This window comes from Streptomyces sp. NPDC052043 (assembly GCF_044548235.1).
In the GTDB taxonomy this organism is placed as follows: Bacteria; Actinomycetota; Actinomycetes; order Streptomycetales; family Streptomycetaceae; genus Streptomyces.
Window position 1 is genome coordinate 119737 of record NZ_JBIUBT010000005.1, and the last position, 24192, is coordinate 143928.

General features: G+C 72.4%; 24 protein-coding genes. 7 read left to right on the plus strand and 17 right to left on the minus strand.

The annotated features are described in order from the left end of the window. Nucleotides 1-157 precede the first annotated feature (157 nt). From rocD to ACIHCX_RS14820, 3 genes are all read right to left on the minus strand, one after another. Nucleotides 158-1378, minus strand: coding sequence for an ornithine--oxo-acid transaminase (gene rocD / locus ACIHCX_RS14810; protein ID WP_400029355.1), 1221 nt, complete (start codon nt 1376-1378; stop codon nt 158-160). Further along, on the minus strand, nt 1378-2196 hold the full coding sequence (gene ddaH, locus ACIHCX_RS14815) for a dimethylargininase (protein ID WP_400029356.1): 819 nt from the start codon (nt 2194-2196) through the stop codon (nt 1378-1380). The genes rocD and ddaH overlap by 1 nt, the downstream gene beginning before the upstream one ends. A 121-nt stretch (nt 2197-2317) precedes the next feature. Further along, entirely contained in the window at nt 2318-2824 is a 507-nt protein-coding gene (locus ACIHCX_RS14820; protein ID WP_400029357.1) for an Lrp/AsnC family transcriptional regulator, read from the minus strand. A gap of 179 nt (nt 2825-3003) precedes the next feature. On the opposite strand from ACIHCX_RS14820, the gene ACIHCX_RS14825 reads away from it, so the two are divergent. The 5 genes from ACIHCX_RS14825 to ACIHCX_RS14845 all read left to right on the plus strand — a co-directional run bounded on the left by ACIHCX_RS14825 (nt 3004) and on the right by ACIHCX_RS14845 (nt 8374). After that, complete coding sequence (locus ACIHCX_RS14825; RefSeq protein WP_400029358.1) at nt 3004-4203, plus strand: RNA-guided endonuclease InsQ/TnpB family protein; 1200 nt, start codon at nt 3004-3006, stop codon at nt 4201-4203. A gap of 122 nt (nt 4204-4325) precedes the next feature. Continuing rightward, on the plus strand, nt 4326-5081 hold the full coding sequence (locus ACIHCX_RS14830) for a LytR/AlgR family response regulator transcription factor (protein WP_400029359.1): 756 nt from the start codon (nt 4326-4328) through the stop codon (nt 5079-5081). Between the two features lie 13 nt (nt 5082-5094). After that, nucleotides 5095-5454 carry a hypothetical protein gene (locus tag ACIHCX_RS14835; RefSeq protein WP_400029360.1) on the plus strand — a complete coding sequence of 120 codons (360 nt, stop codon included), beginning with the start codon at nt 5095-5097 and terminating at the stop codon, nt 5452-5454. 5 nt (nt 5455-5459) lie between these two features. Further along, nucleotides 5460-7172 carry a cation acetate symporter gene (locus ACIHCX_RS14840; RefSeq protein ID WP_400029361.1) on the plus strand — a complete coding sequence of 571 codons (1713 nt, stop codon included), beginning with the start codon at nt 5460-5462 and terminating at the stop codon, nt 7170-7172. After that, entirely contained in the window at nt 7169-8374 is a 1206-nt protein-coding gene (locus tag ACIHCX_RS14845; protein ID WP_400029362.1) for a sensor histidine kinase, read from the plus strand. The genes ACIHCX_RS14840 and ACIHCX_RS14845 overlap by 4 nt, the downstream gene beginning before the upstream one ends. Nucleotides 8375-8380: 6 nt before the next feature. Here ACIHCX_RS14845 and ACIHCX_RS14850 read toward each other — a convergent pair whose 3' ends face one another. From ACIHCX_RS14850 to ACIHCX_RS14870, 5 genes are all read right to left on the minus strand, one after another. Further along, a complete protein-coding gene (locus tag ACIHCX_RS14850; protein WP_400029363.1) occupies nt 8381-8551 on the minus strand; it encodes a hypothetical protein in 171 nt (56 codons plus the stop codon). A 161-nt stretch (nt 8552-8712) separates the two neighbouring features. Next, nucleotides 8713-9663, minus strand: coding sequence for a cytochrome c oxidase assembly protein (locus tag ACIHCX_RS14855; RefSeq protein WP_400029364.1), 951 nt, complete (start codon nt 9661-9663; stop codon nt 8713-8715). 121 nt (nt 9664-9784) lie between these two features. Further along, a complete protein-coding gene (locus ACIHCX_RS14860) occupies nt 9785-10810 on the minus strand; it encodes a 6-phosphofructokinase (RefSeq protein WP_400029365.1) in 1026 nt (341 codons plus the stop codon). A 230-nt stretch (nt 10811-11040) separates the two neighbouring features. Beyond that, complete coding sequence (locus tag ACIHCX_RS14865; RefSeq protein ID WP_400029366.1) at nt 11041-11769, minus strand: type 1 glutamine amidotransferase; 729 nt, start codon at nt 11767-11769, stop codon at nt 11041-11043. A 20-nt stretch (nt 11770-11789) separates the two neighbouring features. Further along, nucleotides 11790-13028, minus strand: a complete 1239-nt coding sequence (locus ACIHCX_RS14870; protein ID WP_400029367.1) for a MurT ligase domain-containing protein — start codon at nt 13026-13028, stop codon at nt 11790-11792. A gap of 150 nt (nt 13029-13178) precedes the next feature. Here ACIHCX_RS14870 and def point away from each other — a divergent pair, with 150 nt between their 5' ends. Further along, entirely contained in the window at nt 13179-13718 is a 540-nt protein-coding gene (gene def, locus ACIHCX_RS14875; RefSeq protein ID WP_400029368.1) for a peptide deformylase, read from the plus strand. A gap of 87 nt (nt 13719-13805) precedes the next feature. Here def and ACIHCX_RS14880 read toward each other — a convergent pair whose 3' ends face one another. After that, nucleotides 13806-14450: a TetR family transcriptional regulator gene (locus ACIHCX_RS14880; RefSeq protein WP_400029369.1), complete on the minus strand. Its 645-nt coding sequence runs from the start codon at nt 14448-14450 to the stop codon at nt 13806-13808. A 169-nt stretch (nt 14451-14619) separates the two neighbouring features. On the opposite strand from ACIHCX_RS14880, the gene ACIHCX_RS14885 reads away from it, so the two are divergent. Then, nucleotides 14620-15846, plus strand: coding sequence for an acyl-CoA dehydrogenase family protein (locus tag ACIHCX_RS14885; protein ID WP_400029370.1), 1227 nt, complete (start codon nt 14620-14622; stop codon nt 15844-15846). A gap of 191 nt (nt 15847-16037) precedes the next feature. Here the strand turns inward: ACIHCX_RS14885 and ACIHCX_RS14890 are convergent, their stop codons facing one another. The 8 genes from ACIHCX_RS14890 to ACIHCX_RS14925 form a co-directional block, all read right to left on the minus strand. Beyond that, nucleotides 16038-16556: a cupin domain-containing protein gene (locus ACIHCX_RS14890; protein WP_400029371.1), complete on the minus strand. Its 519-nt coding sequence runs from the start codon at nt 16554-16556 to the stop codon at nt 16038-16040. Nucleotides 16557-16563: 7 nt separating this feature from the next. Beyond that, nucleotides 16564-17793: a cytochrome P450 gene (locus ACIHCX_RS14895; RefSeq protein WP_400029372.1), complete on the minus strand. Its 1230-nt coding sequence runs from the start codon at nt 17791-17793 to the stop codon at nt 16564-16566. Then, on the minus strand, nt 17790-18926 hold the full coding sequence (locus tag ACIHCX_RS14900; protein ID WP_400029373.1) for a type III polyketide synthase: 1137 nt from the start codon (nt 18924-18926) through the stop codon (nt 17790-17792). The genes ACIHCX_RS14895 and ACIHCX_RS14900 overlap by 4 nt, the downstream gene beginning before the upstream one ends. A 371-nt stretch (nt 18927-19297) precedes the next feature. Beyond that, complete coding sequence (locus ACIHCX_RS14905) at nt 19298-19537, minus strand: DUF6213 family protein (RefSeq protein WP_400029374.1); 240 nt, start codon at nt 19535-19537, stop codon at nt 19298-19300. 25 nt (nt 19538-19562) lie between these two features. Then, nucleotides 19563-20948: an NADP-dependent succinic semialdehyde dehydrogenase gene (locus ACIHCX_RS14910; protein ID WP_400029375.1), complete on the minus strand. Its 1386-nt coding sequence runs from the start codon at nt 20946-20948 to the stop codon at nt 19563-19565. Nucleotides 20949-21024: 76 nt separating this feature from the next. Then, nucleotides 21025-21510: an NUDIX domain-containing protein gene (locus ACIHCX_RS14915; RefSeq protein ID WP_400029376.1), complete on the minus strand. Its 486-nt coding sequence runs from the start codon at nt 21508-21510 to the stop codon at nt 21025-21027. Next, nucleotides 21507-23045, minus strand: coding sequence for an ATP-dependent DNA ligase (locus ACIHCX_RS14920; protein WP_400029377.1), 1539 nt, complete (start codon nt 23043-23045; stop codon nt 21507-21509). The genes ACIHCX_RS14915 and ACIHCX_RS14920 overlap by 4 nt, the downstream gene beginning before the upstream one ends. A 101-nt stretch (nt 23046-23146) precedes the next feature. After that, nucleotides 23147-24145, minus strand: coding sequence for an NAD(P)/FAD-dependent oxidoreductase (locus ACIHCX_RS14925; protein ID WP_400029378.1), 999 nt, complete (start codon nt 24143-24145; stop codon nt 23147-23149). Between the last annotated feature and the right edge of the window lie 47 nt (nt 24146-24192).

Below are 24192 nucleotides of genomic sequence, written 5' to 3' on the forward strand. Positions count from 1 at the left end.
AAACGTGCCGCCGGGGGGGGGGGGCCCACCAAAATGCCGGCGCCCCCCCGCGGGTTTAGCCCGCCCCCCCCCCCCCCGCCCCCCGGCGGGGGGGGGGGGCCCGGGGGGGGGGGGGGCCCCGGCCGGGCCCCCCCCGCCCCCGGCGCCGGCGGCCGCGTCAGGCGGCCAGCACCTTCTCCAGGGAGGCGAGCGCCGCGCGCAGCTCGCCCTCGGTGATGGTCAGCGGCGGCGCCAGCCGGATCGTGGAACCGTGGGTGTCCTTGACCAGGACACCCTCCCGCATCAGGCGCTCGCCGATCTCCCGTCCGGTGCCGAGCGCCGGATCCACGTCCACGCCCGCCCACAGCCCCCGTGAGCGGAAACCGACCACACCCCGGCCGACCAACTGGACGAGCCCCTCGTGCAGTACCTTGCCCAGCTCCGCCGCCCGGAGCTGGAACTCGCCCGTCTCCAGGAGCCCGATCACCGCCGTGCCGACCTCCGCGGCCAGCGGGTTGCCGCCGAACGTCGACCCGTGCTCGCCCGGCCGCAGCACCCCGAGCACCTCCCGGGACCCGACGACCGCGGACACCGGCACGATGCCGCCGCCGAGGGCCTTGCCCAGCAGCAGGACGTCGGGGACGACGTCCTCGTGCTCGACGGCGAGCGTGCGCCCGGTGCGGCCGAGGCCCGACTGGATCTCGTCCGCGATGAACAGGCAGCCCGCGCGGCGGGTCAGCTCCCGCACGGCGGCGAGGTAGCCGTCGTCGGGGATGAGCACGCCGGCCTCGCCCTGGATCGGCTCGATCAGCACCGCCGCCGTCGTCTCGTCGATCGCCGCCTCCAGGGCCGCCGGATCGTTGTACGGGACGACCTTGAAGCCCGGCGTGAACGGCCCGAAGCCGGACCGTGCCGTCTCGTCCGTGGAGAAGCTGACGATCGTCGTCGTACGGCCGTGGAAGTTGTCCGCCGCGACCACGATCGTCGCCCGGTCGGCCGGGACGCCCTTGACCTCGTACGCCCACTTGCGGGCGACCTTGATGGCGCTCTCGACCGCCTCGGCGCCGGTGTTCATCGGCAGCACCATGTCCTGCCCCGTCAGCGCCGCCAGCCGCTCGGCGAACTCGGCGAGGCGGTCGTTGTGGAACGCCCGCGAGGTCAGGGTGAGCCGGTCGAGCTGGCGGTGGGCCGCCTCGGTCAGCGCGGGGTGGCGGTGACCGAAGTTGAGGGCCGAGTAGCCGGCCAGCATGTCGAGGTAGCGGCGCCCCTCGACGTCCTCCACCCAGGTGCCCTCGGCGCGGGCCACGACCACGGGCAGCGGATGGTAGTTGTGCGCGAGGACCGGCTCCTCGGCCTCGATCAGCTCCGCGGAGGTACGGGTACGGGCGGGTGCGGTCATCAGCGGATCTCCTGGGTGCAGCACTTGATTCCCCCGCCGGCCTTGTGGAACTCGGACAGGTCGACGGGGACGGGGGCGTAGCCGCGGTCGGCGAGTTGTTCGGCCAGGGCCGTGGCCCCGGGCGAGACGAAGACGTGGTGGCCGTCCGAGACGGAGTTCAGGCCGAAGGACAGAGCGTCCTCACGGGTGGCGATCAGCGCGTCCGGGTACAGCCGGGCGAGGACCTCGCGGCTGCCCGGCGAGAACGCGTCCGGGTAGTACGCGATGTTCCCCTCGCCCTCGTCGTCGAGGACGAACAGCGCGGTGTCCAGGTGGTAGAAGTACGGGTCCACCAGGGTCAGGCCGATCACCGGCGCACCGAGGAACTCCTGCGCCTCGCGATGGGCCTCAGGGGTGGTGCGGAAGCCGGTGCCGGCCAGGATCCAGCGGCCGGCCGGCACGAAGTCGCCCTCGCCCTCGCACACCGACTCCGGACGGTAGACGTCGAAACCGGCCGACTTGAACCATGTGTCGTAGGGGAGGGACTCCGGACGGCGCTCGGGCGCGTGGAAGAGGGAGCCGAGGACACGGCCGTCCACGACCACCGCCGCGTTGGCGGCGAAGACCATGTCGGGCAGGCCGGGCACGGGCTCCACGGTGTCGACGGTGTGGCCGTGGGCGCGGTAGACGCGCATCAGCTCATGCCACTGCCGCTGGGCCAGGGACACGTCCACGGGGACGTCGGGACGCATCCAGGGATTGATCGCGTACTGCACGGCGAAGTGTCTGGGTTCGCAGACGAGGAAGCGCCGCCGGCGCGGCACACGGGATTCGGGCACAGAGGGGTCCCTCCGCTTCCTGGGTGTCGACAGGGTTGGCACAAAGGTAGGAAGTGGCGAAGACGGACGACAAGAAACAAAAGCTGCGCGTACGAGCAGCGATGCTGCGTGTTTCCCGGCCTCAGCGCACGTCTGCTGCGCCCTCCGGGGGAGCAGGCTGGCTTGCGCCCGCCTCAGGACTGTCCGGCAGCAGATGGGACAGCACCATCACGCTGATCGTCTTGCGGATGAACGGCTCGGTACGGATGCGTTCCAGCACCTCCTCGAAGTGCTCCACGTCCCGCGCCCGCACGTGCAGCAGGGCGTCCGCGCCGCCGGTCACCGTCATCGCCGCCGTGATCTCCGGATGGCGGCGCACCACCTCCGCCAGCCGCCGCGGCGGGGCCGCGCCCTCGCAGTACACCTCGACGTACGCCTCCGTGCGCCAGCCCAGCGCCGCCGGCTTCACCGTGGCGGTGAACCCGGTGATCACGCCGGTCTCGCGCAGCCGGTCCACGCGCCGCTTGACGGCCGTCGCGGACAGACCGACGGCGGTGCCGATCTCGGCGAAGCTGGTGCGCGCGTTCGCGATCAGGGCGGTGAGGATCTTCCGGTCGAGTGCGTCGAACGGTGCCGGCCTGCTGTTCATCTGGGACCTCCGAGGAAACCCCCGCCTTCAGGCGGAGGTGGGGGTACCGCCCGCTTGCGGGGGAGAATCGGACTCCTGCGGAGCAGGGCAGGGAAAGCCGGATCGCCGCCAGGGCGATCCGGCGTCCACCACCCACAATCCGCCATGGGGTCACAACCTGATTTGATAGTTTGTGAGTTATGGCCACTGGCGTGAAGCGGGCGTTCAAGTACCGCTTCTGTCCGACCGATGCGCAGGCAGCGGAGCTGTCGCGCACGTTCGGGTGCGTGCGGAAGGTCTACAACCTGGCGCTCGCGGCCCGCACGGAGGCGTGGACACTGCGGGCCGAGCGGGTCAACTACAACGCGACGTCGGCGATGCTGACGGCGTGGAAGGAGACCGAGGAACTCGCGTACCTCAACGACGTCTCCTCCGTCCCGCTCCAGCAGGCCCTCCGCCACCTCCAGACGGCGTTCACCAGCTTCTTCGGCAAGCGGGCGAAGTACCCGCGGTTCAAGTCGCGGAAGAAGTCCCGCAAGTCCGCCGAGTACACCACCAGCGCGTTCCGCTTCCAAGGCGGCCGGCTGACCCTGGCCAAGATGACCGAACCGCTGGACATCGTCTGGTCCCGTCCCCTGCCCGAGGGCGCCCAGCCGTCCACGGTGACCGTCTCCCAGGACGCGGCCGGACGCTGGCATGTGGTCCTCCTGGTGGAGGACCCCCACGTCCAGCCGCTCCCCGCAACCGATGCGGCGGTCGGGATCGACGCGGGCCTGGACCACCTGCTCACCCTGTCCACCGGGGAGAAGGTCACCAACCCCCAGCACGAGCGACGCGACCGTACCCGTCTGGCGAGGGCCCAGCGGGAGCTGCCCCGCAAGGCGCCGGGCGACGGCGCCAACCGGGCCAAGGCGCGCCGGAAGGTCGCCCGTATCCATGCGCGTATCGCCGATCGCAGGCGGGATCACCTGCACAAGCTCACCACTCGGCTCGTTCGTGAAAACCAAACGATCGTGATCGAGGACCTGACCGTTCGGAACCTGCTTAGCAACGGTCGTCTCGCCCGCGCCATCAGCGACGCGGCATGGGGCGAGTTTCGCAGCCTGCTGGAGTACAAGGCCCAGTGGTACGGGCGCGAGGTGATCGTGGTCGACCGCTGGTTCCCCTCCTCCAAGCTGTGCTCGCACTGCGGAACCCTGCAGGACAGGATGCCGCTCCACGTGCGCACCTGGACGTGCGAGGGCTGCGGTGTCACCCATGACCGCGACGTGAACGCGGCGAACAACCTGAAGGCCGCCGGGCTGGCGGTGTCGGCCTGTGGAGCCGGTGTAAGACCTCAACGGAGCACTCCGGGCGGGCAGTCGGCGGCGAAGCAGGAAACCCCACGGCGCGAGCCGTAGGAATCCCCACTCGGTCACGAGGGGGAGGAAGTCAAGGCGGCACTGTATCCAGCGCGCGGGCGCGCGGGCCTCCGTGCCCGGTGCATGTCACAGCGCGCTTTTCGCCCCTACACTCCACGTTCATGCTGCGTGCCCTCGCCGTCGACGACGAACGCCCCTCCCTCGAGGAGCTGCTGTACCTGCTGAACGCCGATCCCCGGATCGCCGGCGTGGAGGGCGCAGGCGACGCGACCGAGGCGCTGCGCCGCATCAACCGGGCGCTGGAGTCCGGCCCGGACGGGCCCGACGCGATCGACGTCGTCTTCCTCGACATCCACATGCCGGGCCTGGACGGCCTCGACCTGGCCCGGCTGCTGAACGGGTTCGCCGCGCCGCCGCTGATCGTGTTCGTCACCGCCCACGAGGACTTCGCCGTACAGGCCTTCGACCTCAAGGCCGTCGACTACCTCCTCAAGCCCGTCCGCAAGGAACGCCTCGCCGAGGCCGTCCGCCGCGCCGCCCACCTGCGCGGCGCCGCCCCGCGGATACCCGTCAGCGAGCCCGATCCCGACCACCTGCCCGTGGAACTCGGCGGTGTGACACGCTTCGTGGCCGTCGAGGACATCACCCACGCCGAGGCGCAGGGCGACTACGCCCGGCTGCACACCGGCAGGGGCAGCCACCTGGTGCGCATCCCGCTGTCGACCCTGGAGGAGCGCTGGCGCGCCCGCGGCTTCGTCCGCATCCACCGCCGGTACCTGGTGGCCCTGCGTCACATCGGCGAACTCCGCCTGGACGCGGGCACGGTGAGCGTCCTGGTCGGCACCGAGGAACTCCAGGTCAGCCGACGGCACGCGCGGGAACTGCGCGAGCTGCTGATCCGCCGGACCGCGCGCTAGGGGGATGTACGCCATGCCGCAGGACCCGACCGAACGCCGTGTCGTCGTCACCGGGCCGCCCCGGCGCACGCGACGGGCCCCGGGCCACTACCGTCCGCGCACGGAGATCGACGAGCAGACGACCCTCGGCCACACCTACGTCCGCTCGCTGATGCGCAGCCAACTACGGGCCGGCCTCACCGTGTTCGCGGTGCTCGTGCTCCTCGTGGGCCCGCTGCCGCTGGTGTTCGCCGCGGCCCCCGACGCCCGGCGGCTGAAGTGGGCGGTCCTCGGCTTCGGCCTCTACGCCCCCCTGGTGCTGCTCGCCCGCTGGTACGTGCGCCGCGCCGAGCGCAACGAACGCGACTTCGTGCGGCTCGTCGGAGACCGCTGAGCGCCGTGAACTCCGCCTACACCGTCCCCGCCGTCGCCCTCGTCGTGGTGGCCACCATCCTCGTCGGCGCCTTCGGCCTGCGCATCTCCCGCACCACCTCCGACTTCTACGTCGCCTCCCGCACCGTGGGCCCGCGCCTGAACGCGGCCGCCATCAGCGGGGAGTACCTCTCCGCGGCCTCGTTCCTGGGCATAGCCGGCCTGGTCCTCGTCCAGGGCGCCGACATGCTGTGGTACCCCGTCGGCTACACGGCCGGCTATCTCGTCCTGCTCCTGTTCGTCGCCGCCCCGCTGCGCCGGTCCGGGGCGTACACGCTGCCCGACTTCGCCGAGGCCCGGCTCGCCTCCCAGGGCGTGCGGCGGCTCGCGGGCGCCTTCGTCGTCGGCGTCGGCTGGCTCTACCTGCTGCCGCAGCTCCAGGGGGCCGGACTCACCCTGGCGGTGCTGACCGGGGCGCCCGACGCGCTCGGCGCGGTGATCGTCGCCGTCGTCGTGGTCGCCATCGTCGCCGCGGGCGGGATGCGCAGCATCACCTTCGTCCAGGCCTTCCAGTACTGGCTGAAACTGACCGCCCTGCTCGTCCCCGCCCTCTTCCTCGTCCTGGCCTGGCAGGGCGACGGGGCGCCGCGCCGCGCCTACGACGAGCCGGCCGCCTTCCGCGAGCAGCGCACCGTGCGCGTCGCGGAAACCCTCGACCTCAGGCTGGAACGCCCGCTCACCGTCACCGTGACCGGCACCGTCGACGGCCGCGCCCACCGCGAGCGGCAGGTGAACCTCCCGGCCGGGACGCACCGCGTCGAGGGCGGCACCCGGCTCACCTTCGCCCGGGGCGCCGGAGTCCCGGTGGCCGCCCACGGCGGCAGCGGCGGCATGTCCACCTCCCTGGCCGCGGGCCGCGAGGAACGCCCGCTGTACGCCACCTACGGGCTGATCCTCGCCACCTTCCTCGGCACCATGGGCCTGCCGCACGTCGTCGTCCGCTTCTACACCAGCCCGCACGGCGTGGCCGCGCGCCGTACCACGGTGGCCGTGCTCGGCCTGATCGGCGGCTTCTACCTGCTGCCTCCGGTGTACGGCGCGCTCGGCCGCGTCTACGCCCCCGAACTCACCCTCACCGGGAGCGCGGACGCCGCCGTGCTGCTGCTGCCCGACCGGGTGATCGGCGGCCTGGGCGGGGACCTGCTGGGCGCGCTGGTCGCGGGCGGCGCGTTCGCCGCGTTCCTGTCGACCGCCTCCGGCGTGACCATGGCGGTGGCCGGGGTGCTCACCCAGGACGTGCTGCCCTCGCGCGGGGTACGCCACTTCCGGCTGGGCACGGTGCTCGCCATGGCCGTACCGCTCGCCGCGAGCGTCCTGGTCGGCGGGCTGCCCGTCGCCGACGCGGTCGGGCTCGCCTTCGCGGTGTCCGCCTCCTCCTTCTGCCCCCTGCTCGTCCTCGGCATCTGGTGGCGGCGGCTCACCCCGCCCGGCGCGGCCGCCGGGATGCTGGCGGGTGGCGGCGCCGCGCTCGTCGCCGTCGCCGTGACCATGGCCGGCTTCCCCGGCACCGGGCCGCTGCACGCGCTGCTCGCCTGGCCCGCCCTGTGGTCGGTGCCGCTGGGCTTCCTCACGATGATGCTGGTGTCCCTGGCCACACCCGGCCGGGTGCCGGCCGGCACCGCGGCCGTCCTGGCCCGGTTCCACCTGCCCGAGCAACTGCGGGCGGAGGTGACGGGATGAGCGGCTTCCTCGCCGGGCTGTGCGCGGCCGCGCTGCCGCTGCTCGCCGCCGGGTACTGGCTCGGCCGGCGCACCGCCCGCCCGCAGACCCTCGGCGGGCTCGGCACCCCCGTCGAGCACGCCACCTTCCAGACCCTGCACGCCGCCTCGCTCGCCGCACCCCCGCTGCGGGCCGGGCTGACGGAGGAGACCGCCCGCAGATCGGCCCGCCGGCTGCGCTCCCTGCTCGGCACCGACGCCCTGTGCCTCACGGACGACGCGCGGGTCCTCGCCTGGGACGGCGTGGGCGGCCACCACCGCACCGAGATCATGGAACGCGTCACCGGGGCCCTGGAGACCGGCCGCGGCGAGGCCTTCCGGCTCAGCTGCCGGAGCCCGGACTGCCCGGTGCGCTGGGCCGTCGTCACCCCGCTCACCGTCGACGACCGCGTCCACGGCGCCCTCGTCGCCTGCGCTCCCCGCGAGTCGGCCGTGCTGGCCCGCGCCGCGGCCGAGGTCGCCCGCTGGGTCTCCGTGCAACTGGAACTCGCGGACCTCGACCGGTCCCGCACCCGGCTCATCGAGGCCGAGATCAAGGCCCTGCGCGCGCAGATCTCCCCGCACTTCATCTTCAACTCGCTCGCGGTGATCGCCTCGTTCGTCCGCACCGACCCCGAGCGGGCGCGGGACCTGCTGCTGGAGTTCGCCGACTTCACCCGCTACTCGTTCCGCAGGCACGGCGACTTCACCACGCTCGCCGACGAACTCCACGCCATCGAGCACTACCTGGCGCTCGTACGGGCCCGCTTCGGCGACCGCCTGTCGGTCACCCTCCAGATCGCGCCCGAGGTGCTTCCCATCGCGCTGCCGTTCCTGTGCCTGCAACCGCTGGTGGAGAACGCCGTCAAGCACGGCCTGGAGGGCAAGACCGGCACCTGCCACATCAGGATCACCGCGCGGGACGCGGGCGCCGAGGCGGTGGTCGTCATCGAGGACGACGGGGTCGGCATGGACCCCGGCCTGCTGCGCCGCATCCTCGCGGGTGAGGACAGCCCCTCCGGCGGCATCGGCCTGTCCAACGTCGACGACCGGCTCCGCCAGGTCTACGGCGACGGGCACGGGCTGGTCATCGAGACCGCGCCGGGTGCGGGAATGAAGGTCAGCGCCCGGCTGCCGAAGTACCAGCCGGGCGTCCACTCGGCGACGCGGCTCACCGGGGAGTGAGCCTCCTCAGGTGCCGCGGGTGACCACCATGCCCAGCGTGACCAGGCCCAGCACGACCCAGCCGAACCACAGCCAGCCGTTGCCGCCGAGTGCCACCGTGTAGGCCGTCACCGCGACCAGCGAGCCGACGGTGAGCACCCCCATCGCCTTCGTGGAACCGTCCGTGGAACCGTGCATCGCGGCGCCCTCCTCATGGTCCGTAACCTCCATGGTGCCCCGGTTCGGCCCATCGGCATCCCCCCACAACAGGCTTGTTCCGGCGGGACGGCGTAGACGCGGACGGGGCGGGGGTGTGGCGGCGCCGCCACACCCCCGCCCCGTCCGGGCGGCCCGCTTGCTCAGTTGCCCCGTGCGTTGAGGGACGCCAGGTACGCGTTGTACGCCTCGAGTTCCTTGTCTCCGTCGCGCTCCGCGGCGCGGTCCTTGCGGCGGGCCTGGCGCTGTTCGGAGGCGTACCACTGGAAGAGCAGGGCGAGCAGCACCAGGACCGAGGGGACCTCGCTGAACGCCCAGGCGATGCCGCCGGCCGCGTTCTGGTCGGTCAGGGCGTCGATGCCGAGCGAGGCGGGCGGGTTCTTGAAGGTGTTCACCATGGGCGTGGTCGCCATCATCAGCGCGATGCCGAAGAACGCGTGGAACGGCATGCCCGCGAACAGCTCCAGCATCCGCATGAGGTAGCCGGGCCGGTTCGGGCCCGGGTCGACGCCCATGATCGGCCAGAAGAACACCAGGCCCACCGCGAGGAAGTGCACCATCATCGCGATGTGCCCGGCCATCGAGCCCATCAGGAAGTCGAACAGCGGCGTGAAATACAGGGCGTACAGGCTCGCGACGAACATCGGGATGGTGAAGGCGGGATGCGTGACGACCCGCAGGTACCGGCTGTGCAGCAGGGCCAGCAGCAGCTCACGCGGCCCCTTGCGGCCCCTTGCGGCCACCGGCAGCGCGCGCAGCGCCAGGGTGATCGGGCCGCCGAGCAGGATCAGGATCGGCGACAGCATGCTGATGACCATGTGCTGGACCATGTGCACGCTGAACATGACCATGCCGTAGTCGTTCAGCTTGGTGCACATCACCAGGGCCACGGTCAGCACACCGATGACGTACGCCACCGTCCGGCCCACCGGCCAGGCGTCGCCGCGCCGCCGCAGCCGCACCACACCCCAGCCGTACAGACCGAGCCCCAGCAGGCAGGCGACGAGGAAGAACGGGTCCGCGGACCACTCGAGACCGCGTCCCAGCGTGAACGGCGGCAGATCCGTCATCATGCCGTGCCCGCTGTGATCCATCCGCCGGCTCCTGATTCATGGGGATTGTGCGCTGTCTGTCCACAGCTGTCTGTCCGCACCCAGAGTAGAACCGCCCCCGGCCGCAGCTGCGACCGGGGGCGATGGGGACGTGCGGTGTGTCCTACAGCACGCACTCCGCCTCGGCGTACCGATCCGCCGGGACCGTCTTGAGGGTCGCCACCGCCTCGGCCAGGGACACCATCACGATGTCCGTGCCGCGCAGCGCCGTCATCCGGCCGAACTCCCCGCGGTGCACCGCCTCCACGGCGTGCCAGCCGAACCGGGTGGCCAGCACCCGGTCGTACGCCGTCGGCGTGCCGCCGCGCTGGACGTGCCCGAGGATCACCGGCCGGGCCTCCTTGCCGAGCCGCTGCTCCAGTTCGAGGGAGAGCTGCCGGGCGACGCCGGCGAACCGCTCGTGGCCGTAGACGTCCTTGCCGCCCTCGTCGAAGTCCATGGTGCCCGCCCTGGGCTTGGCGCCCTCCGCGGCCACGACGATCGCGAACCGCTTGCCCGCCTCGAACCGCTCGCCGACCTTCGCTGCCAACTCCTCGATGTCGAAGGGGCGTTCAGGAACGACGATGGCGTGGGCGCCGGCCGCCATGCCGGACTGGAGCGCGATCCAGCCGGTGTGACGGCCCATGACCTCCACGATCAGCATCCGCTGGTGGGACTCGGCGGTGGTCTTCAGCCGGTCCAGGGCCTCGGTGGCGACGGTCACGGCGGTGTCGAAGCCGAAGGTGAGGTCCGTGACCGCGATGTCGTTGTCGATGGTCTTGGGCACGCCGACGATCGGCAGGCCGTTGTCCGACAGCAGCCGGGCCGCCTTGAGGGTGCCCTCGCCGCCGATCGGGATGATCGCGTCGAGCCCCAGCTCCTCGACGTGACCCCTGGCCCGCTGCACGCCGTCCCGCAGGTGCTCGGGACGGACCCGGGAGGAGCCGAGGATGGTCCCGCCGCGGGCGAGGATGCCGCTCACCGCGTCGAGGTCGAGCTTGAGGTAGTCGCACTCCAGGAGGCCCTTCCAGCCGTCGCGGAAGCCGATGACCTCGTCGCCGTGGTCGACGACGGCACGGTGCACGACGGAACGGATGACGGCGTTCAGGCCGGGACAGTCGCCGCCGGAGGTGAGCACGCCAATGCGCATAGCCCGAATAACCTTCTCAACGTGGGCGCGGGGACCGGACCACGTTGTCCGGTCGGTCCCCGCCACCCTAGCGGCACCGGGCGGCGGGGCCGAACCGTGCGTCCGCCTGCTGGACGGCCACGCTCACCTGTGCGGACACCCTGTCAGACGGGCTCCCGCCGCGGCCGTCGCGCAACTCTCACGCGGGCTGCTGCGCACCTGTTCTCACGCAGGCTGCTGCGCACCTGTTCTCACGCAGGCTGCTGCGCAGCCGCGATGCGCTCGTTGCGCAGCGCCTCGTACCAGTGGTCGTCGGTCGGCGGCAGCGCGTTGACGTCGAGGGCCAGCTTCAGCAGCAGGTCCGCGATCAGCGGGTTGCGGGCCAGCACCGGCCCGTGCATGTACGTGCCGAAGACGGTGTCGTTGTAGGCGCCCTCCGTGCCGTCGCCCGTGCCGTTGCCCCGGCCCAGGCGGACCTGGGCGAACGGGCGGGCGGTGGGGCCGAGGTGGGTGACGCCCTGGTGGTTCTCGAACCCGGTCAGCGAGGGCAGGCCGAGCCGCGGGTCGACGTCGCCCAGCACGTCGCCGACGCACCGCTCGCCCTCACCGCGCACCGACACGACGTCGAGCAGGCCGAGTCCCGGCTCGCGCTGCCCGAGGTCGTTGACGAACTCGTGGCCGAGGATCTGGTACCCGGCGCAGACGGAGAAGACGATCGCGCCGTTCTCCACCGCCCTGTGCAGGCTCCCGTCGCGGCGCAGCCGCTCCGCCGCCAGCCGCTGCGGCCGGTCCTCGCCGCCGCCGATGAGGTAGATGTCGCCGGAGGTCGGGATCGGCTGGTCGCTGCGCACGTCGAGACGGGCCACGTCCAGGCCGCGCTGGCGGGCCCGGCGCTCCACCACGAGGACGTTGCCCTGGTCGCCGTAGGTGCTCAGCAGGTCCGGGTAGATCCACACCAGCCGCAGTTGGTTGTCACTCATGAAGTGCTCGTCCTTTGTGGTCAGTTGCCGACGCGGCGGCGCAGGTCCTGGAACGCGGTGTAGTTGGCGATGACCTCGATCCGGCCGGCCGGGGCCTGCTGCACGGCCTCGTCCAGGCTCTCGCAGACCTGGAACTGCTGGCCCGCGACCTCCAGGCGCACCGCGAGGTCCAGCTTCCGGTCGCCGAGCACGAAGAGCGGGTGGCCGGTCAGGCGCGTGTAGTCGACGTCCCACAGCCAGGAGGTGTCGGTGCCGTCGGCGCTGCGCGCGTTGACCGACAGGATGACCGGGGCGGGCGGCGGGTCGATCAGGGAGAACGTCTCCAGCCAGCCGGCCGGGTTCTTCGCCAGCAGCAGGCGCAGGTCGCGGCCCTGGAACTGCACGACGTCGTAACGGCCGGCGACCGCCTGCACCTGGTACATCCGCTCCAGGGCGACCTGCGGCGGCACCCCGAAGACGGCGGCGACGGCCGCGGAGGAGGCGGCGTTGGCCTTGTTGGCGCGGCCCGGCAGCTGAAGGTGGATCGGCCAGGCGGAGCCGTGCGGGTCGAGGACGTGGTCGCCGGACAGGGCCCAGCTGGGGGTGGGCCGGCGGAAGCCGCACTCGCCGCAGAACCAGTCGTCGCCCGGGCGCTGCATCACTCCGCCGCAGGACGGGCAGGACCAGGCGTCGTCCTTCCACATCTGCCCGGCGGCCACCCAGATCACGTTGGGGGACGAGGACGCGGCCCACACCACCAGCGGGTCGTCGCAGTTGGCGACGAGCACGGCCTTGGACCCGCTCAGCGCCTCGCGCCAGTTCTCGGCGAGCATCCGGGTCTCACCGGCCCGGTCGAGCTGGTCGCGGGAGAGGTTGAGCAGCGCGATGCACTTGGGGTCGGTGTCCCGGGCCACGCCCGCGAGGTACTTCTCGTCGACCTCTATCACGCCGAACTTCGATTCCGAGCCGCCGGCGAGCGCGGAGGTGATGCCCGCGGGCATGTTCGCGCCGAGCGCGTTGGACACGACCGGGCCCGCGGCCCCCAGGGCCTCGGCGATGAGCCGGGTGGTCGTGGTCTTGCCGTTGGTCGCCGAGACCAGGATCACGTCCAGGTGCTGGGCGAGCCGGGCCAGTAGATCGGGGTCGAGTTTGAGGGCCACCCGACCACCGATCACCGAACCGCTGCCGCGTCCAGCGGCCCGCGATGCCGCAGCGACCGCCTTGCCCGCGGTCACGGCCAGCTTGGCCCGCGGCGTGAGCGGGTCCGAGTTGCCTGCCATCAGTTCTCGATCCTCCTTGCGTACGCGCCGCGCGTTGAGCCATTCGGCAACGTGGTGTGGACCTCAGCCTATCGAGATCTGTTGACGCTCCCGAATCCCGCCCATGCCCGCGCGGTCGGCAGGGGCAGAGGGAACCGTACCCTTGCCGCCATGCGACACGGCTCGATCCCGGGCGCCCGCGGGCGCGTCCGGCCCCTTTCCCTGCTCGGCAGCACCGTTCTGCACGCCCCCTGCGAGGAGGTCACCGACTTCGGTCCCGAACTGTTCCAGGTGGTGGAGGACTTGTTTGCGACGATGTACGCGGCGGGCGGAGTGGGCCTCGCTGCGAACCAGATCGGGCTGCCGCTGCGCGTCTTCGTGTACGACTGCCCGGACGACGAGGACGTGCGCCACCTCGGTCATCTGGTCAACCCGCGGCTGGTGGAGGCGGACGGAGTGGAGATCCGCGGGCCGGAGGGCTGCCTGTCCCTGCCGGGCCTGGAGGCGGGGACGGAGCGCTACGACCACGCGGTGGTCGAGGGCCTCACGGTGACCGGTGAGCCGGTCACCGTGCACGGGACGGGGTTCTTCGCGCGCTGCCTCCAGCACGAGTGCGATCACCTCGACGGCCGGGTGTACGCCGACCGCCTCACGGGGTGGCGGCGCGGCCGGCTGCTGAGGCAGGCCGCGCGGGCACCGTGGGGTCGGTGAACCACCGCGCGGCCGCGGGGCGTCGGCGGCCGGCCGCGTCCCGCCGCGGAGCCGGACGGTGACGCGCGCCGGGCCCGGGGGCGCGGCTCAGAAACCGGGGCCGCCCGTCTTGTCGTCCACCGCCGCCAGCCGTCCCCACAGCAGGTCCGCCAGGCTGCGTACGAGTTCCGCCCGCGAGCAGGGCCGCTCGCCCAGCCACCAGTCGCCGGCCGCGTGCATCATGCCGACGATGCCGTGACCCCACACGCGGGCCAGCTGCTGTCCGGCCGGTCCCAGGTCGAGCCGCTCCTCGATGACCCGGGCCAGTTCCTCGCCCATGCGGCGCAGCAGCGGAGCGGAGTGCCTGCCGACGTCGAAGCCCTGGTCGGTGCCCTGGCCGCCCTCCGCCGGGTGCATCAGGAAGCGGTAGACCTGCGGGCGGGCCTCGATGGCCGCGAGGTAGGTGTCCAGCGTCGACTCCACGCGCTCCCGACGGTCCGCGGGGGCGTCCAGCGCGGCCCGCAGGGAGGCGAGCAGGGCGTCGGTGTGCCGCTGGGCGAGGGCGGCGTACAGCCCTCCCTTGTCGCCGAAGTGGCGGTAGAGGATCGGCTTGGTGATGCCGGCCTCGGCGGCGATGGCGTTCATCGACGCGTGCGGGCCGTCGCGCAGCACCACCCGGTCGGCGGCCTCCAGCAGCTCGCGCCGTCGGCGGTCGGCGGACCGCTGCTGATCGGTCCGCTGCGTGGTGTCCATGAGATCTCCCCACCCGTACTGGTTCGGTGACGCCTGCGCAAAGTAACACTGACGGGGCCGGACATCTCGAACGGGCTGCCGGGGAATGATCACGAGTTGACTTCTTCTACCCGGCAGTAACATAGTACGGTTACCGCAAGTAACATGCAGGTGTGCCGCTGGAGGGGACATGGCCGAGTTCACCATGGAGCTCAACGACGAGCAGAGGGAGGTCCGGGACTGGCTGCACGGCTTCGCGGCCGATGTGATCCGTCCCGCCGCCGCCGAATGGGACGAGCGCGAGGAGACCCCCTGGCCGGTCATCCAGGAGGCCGCCAAGGTCGGCATCTACTCCCTCGACTTCTACGCCCAGCAGTACTTCGACGCCACCGGCCTCGGCATCCCGACGGCCATGGAGGAGCTGTTCTGGGGCGACGCCGGCATCGCGCTGTCCATCGTCGGCACCGGCCTCGCCGCCGTGGGCGTCCTCGCCAACGGCACCGACGAGCAGATCGGCACCTGGATTCCGCAGATGTACGGCGACCCGGGCGATGTGAAGGTCGCCGCCTTCTGCTCCTCCGAGCCCGACGCAGGCTCCGACGTGGCCTCGATGCGCACCCGCGCGGTGTACGACGAGGCCAAGGACGAGTGGGTGATCAACGGCACCAAGACCTGGGTGACCAACGGCGGCATCGCCAACGTGCACGTGGTCGTCGCCTCCGTCGATTCCGCACTCGGCTCCAAGGGCCACGCCTCCTTCATCGTCCCGCCGGGCACGCCGGGGCTGACGCAGGGGCAGAAGTTCAAGAAGCACGGCATCCGCGCCTCGCACACCGCCGAGGTGGTCCTGGACGGCGTCCGCGTCCCGGGGTCCTGCCTGCTCGGCGGCAGACAGAAGCTGGACGAGCGGCTCGCCCGCGCCCGGGAGAAGGCCCGCAAGGGCGGAGAGAGGGTGAAGAACGCGGCGATGGCCACGTTCGAGGCGTCCCGCCCCGCCGTCGGCGCCATGGCGGTCGGCACCGCCCGGGCCGCCTACGAGGTCGCCCTCGACTACGCCCGGACGCGGGAGCAGTTCGGCCGGCCGATCATCGACAACCAGGGGGTCGCCTTCCAGCTCGCCGACATGCGCACGCGGATCGACGCCGCGCGGCTGCTGGTCTGGCGGGCCTCGTGGATGGCGGTCAACGGCAGGCCGTTCGAGGCCGCCGAGGGCTCGATGTCCAAGCTGTTCGCCAGCGAGACCGCGAAGAAGGTCACGGCCCAGGCCATCCAGATCCTCGGCGGCAACGGCTACACCCGGGAGTACCCGGTGGAGCGGATGCACCGCGACGCGGCCATCTACACCATTTTCGAGGGGACCAGCGAGATCCAGCGGCTGGTGATCTCCCGCACGATCTCGGGCATGCCGATCCGCTAGGGCCTCTCGTTTGGATCAGGCCGGGCTCGCGGGGTCTGGCACCGCGCCTCGCGGCGTTGTCGTCGGTTGGCAGGGCTCCGCCCTGCCGCCCTCCTCCGCCTTGCGATGCTCCCCCACTGCCTGAACGGCGTGGGAGGTGCCCCCATCACCAGACCCCGCTCCCTGATCCGGCCTGATCCAGACGAAAGACCCTAACGGTGCCGCAGCGGCGTCAGCTGCTCGATGTCGTAGCGCTTCCTGAGTTCCTCGATCGCCGCGTGGTCCGGCGGGCCCCCGTTCCCCAGGATCGCCAGGAGTTCCTCGAAGTACCGCTCGTGATCGGGTGGCGGGGACGCCTGGAAGAACATCTTCGCGGGAGCGTCGGTGGGGTTGGCGAAGGCGTGCGGGCAGCCCGGCGGGACGACGATGACCGTGCCCGGGGTCGCCCGCACCACGCGGTTGCCGGAGTGGGACTCCCACCGCTGCCAGCCGTCGGGGGTCCGGATCCGCGGCTCGAAGGCGAGCACGTCCAGCTCGCCCTCCAGCACGTAGAACAACTCCTCGCTGCGTGTGTGCACATGGGCGCCGACGTCGAAGCCGGGCGGGACCTCCACCTCGAACGTGGAGGCCGTCCGCGAGTGAGAGCCCGTCACCTTGAACGTCACCCGCTGGGCCGGCGCCTCGACGATGCGGCCCTGGCCCGGCGGCACGAGCAGTCCTTCCGTGGTCATCGCCGGATCACCACGTCACCGGCAGGGACTCGGGCCCGCGGATCAACGCGCCCTGGCTGAAGGGCACTTGCTCTTTCGGCACCGCGAGCCTCAGAGTCGGCATCCGGTCCAGCAGGACGTCGACCAGCAGCTCCGACGCCAGCCGGGCGAGCCGGTCGCCCGGGCAGTGGTGCGGGCCGGAGCCGAACGCCACATGCGGGTTCGGGCTGCGCGAGAGGTCGATCGTCCCGGGGTCGGCGAAGACGTCCGGGTCGCGGTTGGCGGCCGGGTACGACACATGGACCACCTCGCCCGCCCGGATCCGCACCCCTCCGATCTCCACGTCCTCCAGGGCGATCCGGGACAGCGCGACCCCGTTGCGTTGCGGGACGCAGCGCAGCAGTTCGTCGACGGCCCGCGGGCGGATCGGCGGGTCCGCGCGCAGCCGGTCGGCCAGCTCGGGGCGGGTCAGCAGGAGGTAGAACATCTGCCCGCTGCTGCCGGTGACCGCCTCGCCGCCGGTCTGCAGGAGAACTGCGAGTCCCACGGCCTCCTCCAGGGTGATCTCACGGCGTGCCACGGCCGTCCCGAGCAGCGAGGCGACGTCCTCCCCGGCGCTGTCCGCGCGGGCGTCGAGGAGCTCGGCGAAGTACGTGTCCATCTCCTCCCTGGCCTGCTCGCCGACGGCGGTGCCGGGCGCGGAGGACAGGACCAGCCGGGTCCAGACGCGCATCCCCTGCCGGTCTGCGACCGGCACACCCAGCAGCTCGCAGAGCACCGCGATCGGGAACGGGCGGAGCACCTCGGCGGTCAGGTCGGCGGGCGGCCCGTTCGCGAGCAGGTCGTCGACCAGTTCGTCCAGCATCCGGCGGGCGCTGTCCCGCACCCGCTCCACACCGTCCGCGGTGAGGGCCGGGGCGATCGAGCGGCGCAGCCGGGTGTGGCCCGACGGCTCCAGGGAGCCGGTCGCGCCGCGCGCCGGGACGAAGCGCGGGGCCGGCCGGGCGACCTGCCGGTCGGTGACCGCCTCGCGGCTGAACCGGGGGTCGTCGGTGACCGCCCGCACGTCGTCCATGCGGGTCACCAGCCACGCCCGGCCCTCGGCGCCCGGCAGCTCGACGCGGGTGACCGGACCTGCCTCCACCGGCTCGCGGAGCGCCGGGTCGAAGGCCACGTCCGCCAGGTCGTGCGCCGGCCGGTGCCGGACCGCCGGCGCCGCCTGGGTGCGTGCCTCCTCGACGAGTGTCTCCTCGGTCATGCCTCGCCCCCGGTCTGCCAGCAGCCGAGCGACATCTCGGCGGTGATCCCGGGGCCGAATCCGGCGAGCAGCCCGCGCGCCCGGTCCTCGGGGTCGCCCTCGTCGAACAGCCGGCGCAGCGCGTCCAGGACGACGGCGCTGGCGATGTTGCCGTACTCGGTGAGCGTGGCCCGGCTGAACCGGAACGCGTGCGGCTCGACGTTCAGGAACTTGCTGAGGTCGTCCAGGATGCGCGGGCCGCCCGCGTGGATGACGTAGAAGTCCAGGTCGGACGCGTCCCAGCCGTGCAGTCCGGCCAGGGCCTGAAGGGCCGGGGCGAGCGGCTCCATGGTGGTGGGCACCCGCTTGTCCAGCAGGAAGTGGAAGCCGGTCTCCCGGACGTCGTAGGCGATCCACTCCTCCGTCTTGGGGATCAGGTACGAGCCGTTGCGCTCGAGCCGGACGCCCGTGCCGCCGGTGCCGCGGACCACAGCGGCGGCGATGCCGTCGCCGAACAGGCCGTTGGAGAGCAGGGAGCCGACGCCGAGGTCGGTGGGCTGGTAGCACAGCGAGCAGAACTCGCAGGCCACGATGAGGGCGTTTCCGTCCGGGTACGCCGTGCAGAAGTCGTGGGCCCGGTTGATCGCGGCGCCCCCGGCCGCGCAGCCCAGTTGGGCTATGGGGATCTGGCGGGTCGTCGAGTCGAACTCCATCGTGTTGATCAGCCACGCGGTGAGCGACGGCATCATGAAGCCCGTGCAGGAGACGTAGATGATGACATCGATGTCCCTGGTCAGGAGCTCGGCGTCGTCGAGGGCCCGCTGGATGACGGCGGGGACCCGGGCCTTGGCCTCCTGCTCGTAGAGCTTGTTGCGCTCCTCGAAGCCGGGGTGCTTGAGGGTCTCCGCGATGGGCTGCACGATGTGCCGGGTCTGCACACCGGTGTTCTCGATGAGCCGGAGGGCCAGCGGGAGCTGCGGGTGGTCCGCGTGGCGGGAGCGCGCGAGTTCCAGCGTCTCCTCCATGGTGATCACGTGCTCTGGTACGGACACCGAGGGTCTGCACAAAGTCGCCATGAGCCGTGCCTGCTTTCGCCTTCCGGAAGGCCGGTTGCCCCCCGGGCAGAGGGTGCAGCACCCAAAAGGGTGGCTCATCCACGATCGCCCAGGAGAGCGACGATCTTCTCGCGGAACTACTCCAATCCGGCGACGGCGGACAACGCCCTCCGGGCTCGCGGATCCTGCCCCAAAAGGCCGGGAAGCCGGCTCCCACGAGCGGAAAATGCCTGCTCACAGCCTTGCGGGTCGCGGACCGCCCGGGACCTGCGGCCCGCCTCGACCGCCACCCACCACACGAAGATCCGGGCCGCGCCTTCCGTCCCGCCCGGGCGGGCGCCGGCCTCCGCCATCCGGGGCACAACGCCGCCCCGCACGGCCGTCGTGCGTGAGGTGCGGCGCGGCCGGGCGTGGCGAAGCGGTAGCCGGCCCGTGCCGCGGTGGTTCCGGCGCGGCACGGGCCGGCCCCGTCAGCCGGAGGCGGATCCGCTGCTGTGGGCGATGCAGGCCACGTCGATGCGGTCGGCGAGTTTGGCCAGCTCGATGGTCAGCGCGGCCACCGTGTCCTCGTCCAGTCCCGCCTGCCCGGTCTCCACCAGACGCAGCCACCGCCCGCCGACCGTGCGCAGCAGCTTGCTCACGTCGGCCGCGGCCACCTGCAAGGTACCGCGGTCGTCGACGATCAGAGGCAGAGTCACTTCGCGGTTCACAAAGGGGATCGTAGCCGCGGAAGCGTCACGCCCCGTGCCACACGGTGGTGATGTTGCAGAACTCGCGGATTCCGTGCCCGGACAGCTCACGTCCGTACCCCGACCGCTTCACTCCACCGAACGGGAACGCCGGATGCGAGGCGGTCATCCCGTTGACGTACACCCCGCCCGCCTCCAGGTCCCGCACGAACCGTTCCACCTCGGTCTCGTCCTCCGTCCAGACGTTCGAACTCAGGCCGAAGGGCGAGTCGTTGGCGATGAGCACCGCCTCGTCGAGGTCGGTCGCCCGGTACAGCGTCGCCACCGGGCCGAACGCCTCCTCGCGGTGGATGCGCATCTCGCGGGTGATGCCGGCCAGCACGGTCGGCGGGTAGTACCAGCCGGGGCCGTCGGACCGTTCGCCACCGCACAGCACAGCGGCCCCGCCACGCCGGGCGTCGTCGACGAGCTCCTCCAGATCCGACCGGCCCCGCTCACTGGACAGCGGCCCGACCTCGGTGTCCTCCCGCATCGGGTCACCGATCCTCAGCGCCCTCATCCCGGCGACGAAACGCTCGGCGAAGGCGTCGTGGACGTCCGTGTGCACGATGAACCGCTTGGCGGCGATGCAGGACTGGCCGTTGTTCTGCACGCGCGCGGTCACCGCGACCTCGGCGGCCCGGTCGACGTCGGCGGACGGCATCACGACGAACGGGTCGCTGCCGCCCAGCTCCAGCACCGTCTTCTTGATCATCTCCCCGGCGGTGGACGCCACAGCCCGTCCGGCCGGCTCGCTGCCGGTCAGGGTGGCCGCCCGCACCCGCTCGTCGCGCAGGATGTCGTCGACCGCTCCGGAGCCGATGAGCAGGGTCTGGAAACAGCCCTCGGCGAACCCCGCCCGGTGGAACAGGTCCTCCAGGTACAGCGCCGTCTGCGGCACGTTGGAGGCGTGCTTGAGCAGGCCGACGTTGCCGGCCATCAGGGCGGGCGCGGCGAAGCGGACCACCTGCCACAGGGGGAAGTTCCAGGGCATGACGGCCAGCACCGGTCCGAGCGGCCGGTAGCGGACCAGGACGCGGGAGGCACCGGAGTCCTTCACGTCCGACTCGGCGGGCCGCTCGTCGGCGAGCAGTTCCTCGGCGTGCTCGGCGTACCAGCGCATGGCCTTGGCGCACTTCGCGGCCTCCGCGCGGGCCTGCCTGACCGGCTTGCCCATCTCCGTGGTCATGACACGGGCGATCTCGTCCTGGTCCTCGTCGAGGAGAGCGGCGGCCCTGTTCATCAGACGGGTCCGCTCGCCGAAGGCCGTCGTCCGGTACGTACGGAACGTGGCCTGCGCGAGCTGGAGCCGGCGCTCGATCTCTTCCTCGCCCATGGCCTCGTACGTCTTGAGCGTCTCGCCGTTGGCCGGGTTCACCGTGGCGATGGACATGGCTGACCTCCCTGGGAGCGGCCTGTGCTTCGACCTTCCCGCGCCGCGGGGCCGAGCGCAACGTGTGCGGCGCTCGTCAGGGCGAGTGCTCGGCCAGCCGGTCGAGAAACGCGGCCTGGGCCCTGACGATCACCGCGCGGGCCCGGTCAAGACCGAGCCAGGCCACCCGGTCCAGCTCGGGGAACTCCCGGGTGCGCCCGGACCGCGGCGGCCACTCCATGAGGAACGTGCCGGGGACGACCGCCGCGGGGTCGAGGTCGGCCTCGACCGCCCAGGCCGTGACGGTCTTGCCGTTCGTCTGCCGGACCTCACCCAGCGGCACGGCCTCCCCGTCCGGCGGCGGCAGCCCCAGCTCCTCCTGGAACTCGCGGCGGGCCGCCTCCCACGCGGGTTCCTCCGGGCCGTACTCACCCTTCGGAACCGTCCACGCCCCCGCGTCCCGCCGGGCGAAGAAGGGGCCGCCCATGTGCCCGAGGAGCACCTCCAGGCCGCCGCCGGAGCGCCGGAACAGCAGCAGACCGGCACTGCGCCGACCCCGCCGTGCCTCCCGCGGGGCGCTCATGGCGCGATCTCCGGGTGCGCGGCCAGCAGCGTCGTGACGGTGTCGGCGTCCTCGGGGCGCTTGTCCTCGCGGTAGCGCACGACCCGGGCGAAGCGGAGGGTCACGCCCGCCGGGTAGCGGGTGGAGCGCTGCAGGCCGTCGTAGGCGATCTCGACGACGAGCTCGGGGCGCACGGTCACCACCCGGCCGTCGTCCTCGACGGCGAGCCCGCGCAGCCGCTCGGTCTGCCAGGCCAGCATCGCGTCCGTCATGCCCTTGAACGTCTTGCCGAGCATCGCGAAGCCGCCGTCGGCGGTGCGCGCGCCCAGGTGCAGGTTGGACAGCTTGCCGGTGCGCCGGCCGTGGCCCCACTCGGCGGCCAGGACCACCAGGTCCAGGGTGTGCACGGGCTTGACCTTGAGCCAGGACGCGCCGCGCCGGCCCGCGCTGTAGGCGGCGTCGAGGGCCTTGACGACCACACCCTCGTGGCCGCGCCGCAGTGTCTCGGCCAGGAACCGCTCGGCCTCGCCGACGTCGTCGGGCCCCGACACCAGGGTGCGCCTGACCCGCATCGGCTCCGGCACGAGACGGGCCAGCTCGGCCTGGCGCTCGGTCAACGGCAGGTCGAGCAGATCGCGGTCGCCGACCGACAGCGCGTCGAAGAAGACGGGGGAGACGGGGACCGCCTCGGCGGCCGTGGCCACGTCGACGCGTGAGCCCACGCGCCCGGCGGTCTCCTGGAACGAGCGCGGCCGCCCGTCCGCCCCGAAGGAGATGACCTCGCCGTCCAGGATGAACCGCTCGCCGGGCAACGCCTGTGCGACCGCCGTCAGTTCCGGAAGCCGGTCGGTGATGTCGTCCAGGGTGCGGGTGTGCACCCGTACGGTGCCGCCGTCCCGGTGGACCTGGACCCGGATGCCGTCGAGTTTCTCCTCGACGGCGCACGCGCCGAGCCTTTCGACCGCCTCGGCCACCGAGGAGGCGCTGTGCGCCAGCATCGGCAGGACCGGGCGGCCGACGGTGAGCCGGAAGCGCTCCAGCGCCGCCGGGCCGTCCGCGAGCAGGGCCTGTGCCACCGTCCGCAACGAACCGGCCAGCATCACCGCCCGCCGCACGTCCGCCGGGGGTGCGCCCGTCGCCCCGGCCAGCGCCTCGACGGCGATGGCGTCCAGCGCGCCCTGCCGGACCTCCCCGGTGAGCAGCCCGCGCAGGAACCGCTGCTCGTCGTCGGTCGCCGCGCCCATCAACTCACCGACGATCCGGGAGCGTTCGGTGTGCGATCCGGGGCCGGAGACCTTGCCGAGCTCGCTCAGTCGGGCATCCACCTCGCGCACGGTGAGCGACGCCTCGGCGGCGGGGGCGACCCGGCGGCCGAGCACCTTCCAGCCCACGCCGAGCCGCCCCTGCGGCAGCCGGCCTGCCAGATAAGGGATGACGACCGGCACGTCCTCGGCCCCCGCCTCCCGGAACAACTCGGCGAGCAGAACCGTCTTCCGCGACCGCGCCGAGGCGGCGGCCACCTCCCGCGACACCTGGGCCAACCGGGCGAGCAACATGCAGCCATGGTGCACCGCACGGCGCCGCCCCACACCCTCGCTCTGCCGCGCCCCCGCTCGCCGGCCCTCGGGTGGACGCGCCCCGGTCCGCCCGTGCCGTGCTACCCCCGTGCCGCGCTCCCCGTCGCCACCGCCGCGTCCAGGTCCGCGAAGAGCAGTTCGCCGTTGATCGCCGCGCCGGCGCGGTAGCCGCGGCTGGCGGCGTTGACGACCTGCTCGGCGAAGCCGCTGGCGTTCCCGGCCGCCCACAGGCCGGGGACGGTCGTCAGGCCCCGTTCGTCGATCACCGGGAACGAGCCGAACGGCGTCTCGCGCAGCTCGGCGCCCAGTTGCTGGAGGAGACCGATCTGCGGCAGCGCGCGCGGCGCGACGAACAGCGCCTCGCGGGCGTGCGTCGTCCCGTCCGCGAGCCGGACCCCGGTCAGCCGGTCGGCCTCGACGACGACCCCGGCCACCTCGCCGGGCACCACGTGGACGCCGGCCGCGGCCAGCCTGCGCAGGTCGTCGTCGGTCAGCGCGTCCTCGCCGACCCGGTGCAGGAAGAGCGTCACGTCCTTGGACCACTGGGTCACCATCAGTGCCTGGTGGACGCTCAGCGGTGTCGTGGCGAGCACGCCGAAGGCCTGGTCGCGCACCTCCCAGCCGTGGCAGTACGGGCAGTGCAGGACGTCACGGCCGAACCGTTCGGCGAGGCCCGGGACCGCCGGCAGCTCGTCCTTCAGGCCGGTGGCGACGACCATCTGCCGGGCGTGGACCGTGCGGCCGCCGGCCAGCGTCACCTCGAACTCGCCGTCGGCGTCCCGCAGCGCTTGCACCGCCCGGTCCCGGACCAGCTCGACCCCGTACCGTTCGATCTCCTCGCGGCCGGCGGCGAGGAACCGTGCCGGGGACATGCCGTCCCGGGACAGGAAGCCCTGCATGTGCGCGGACGGCGCGTTGCGCGGTTCGCCCGCGTCGACGACCAGCGTGCGCCGCCGGGCCCGGCCGAGGACCAGCGCGGCGGACAGCCCCGCCGCGCCGCCCCCGACGACGACGACCTCGTACTTCTCGGTCTTCTCGGTCTTCCGGCTCTTCTCGGTCTTCTCGCTCTTCTCGGTCATGGTGACCACCTCCACCGAGAAGGTCGTCCCTGCGGTGCCGTATTGAC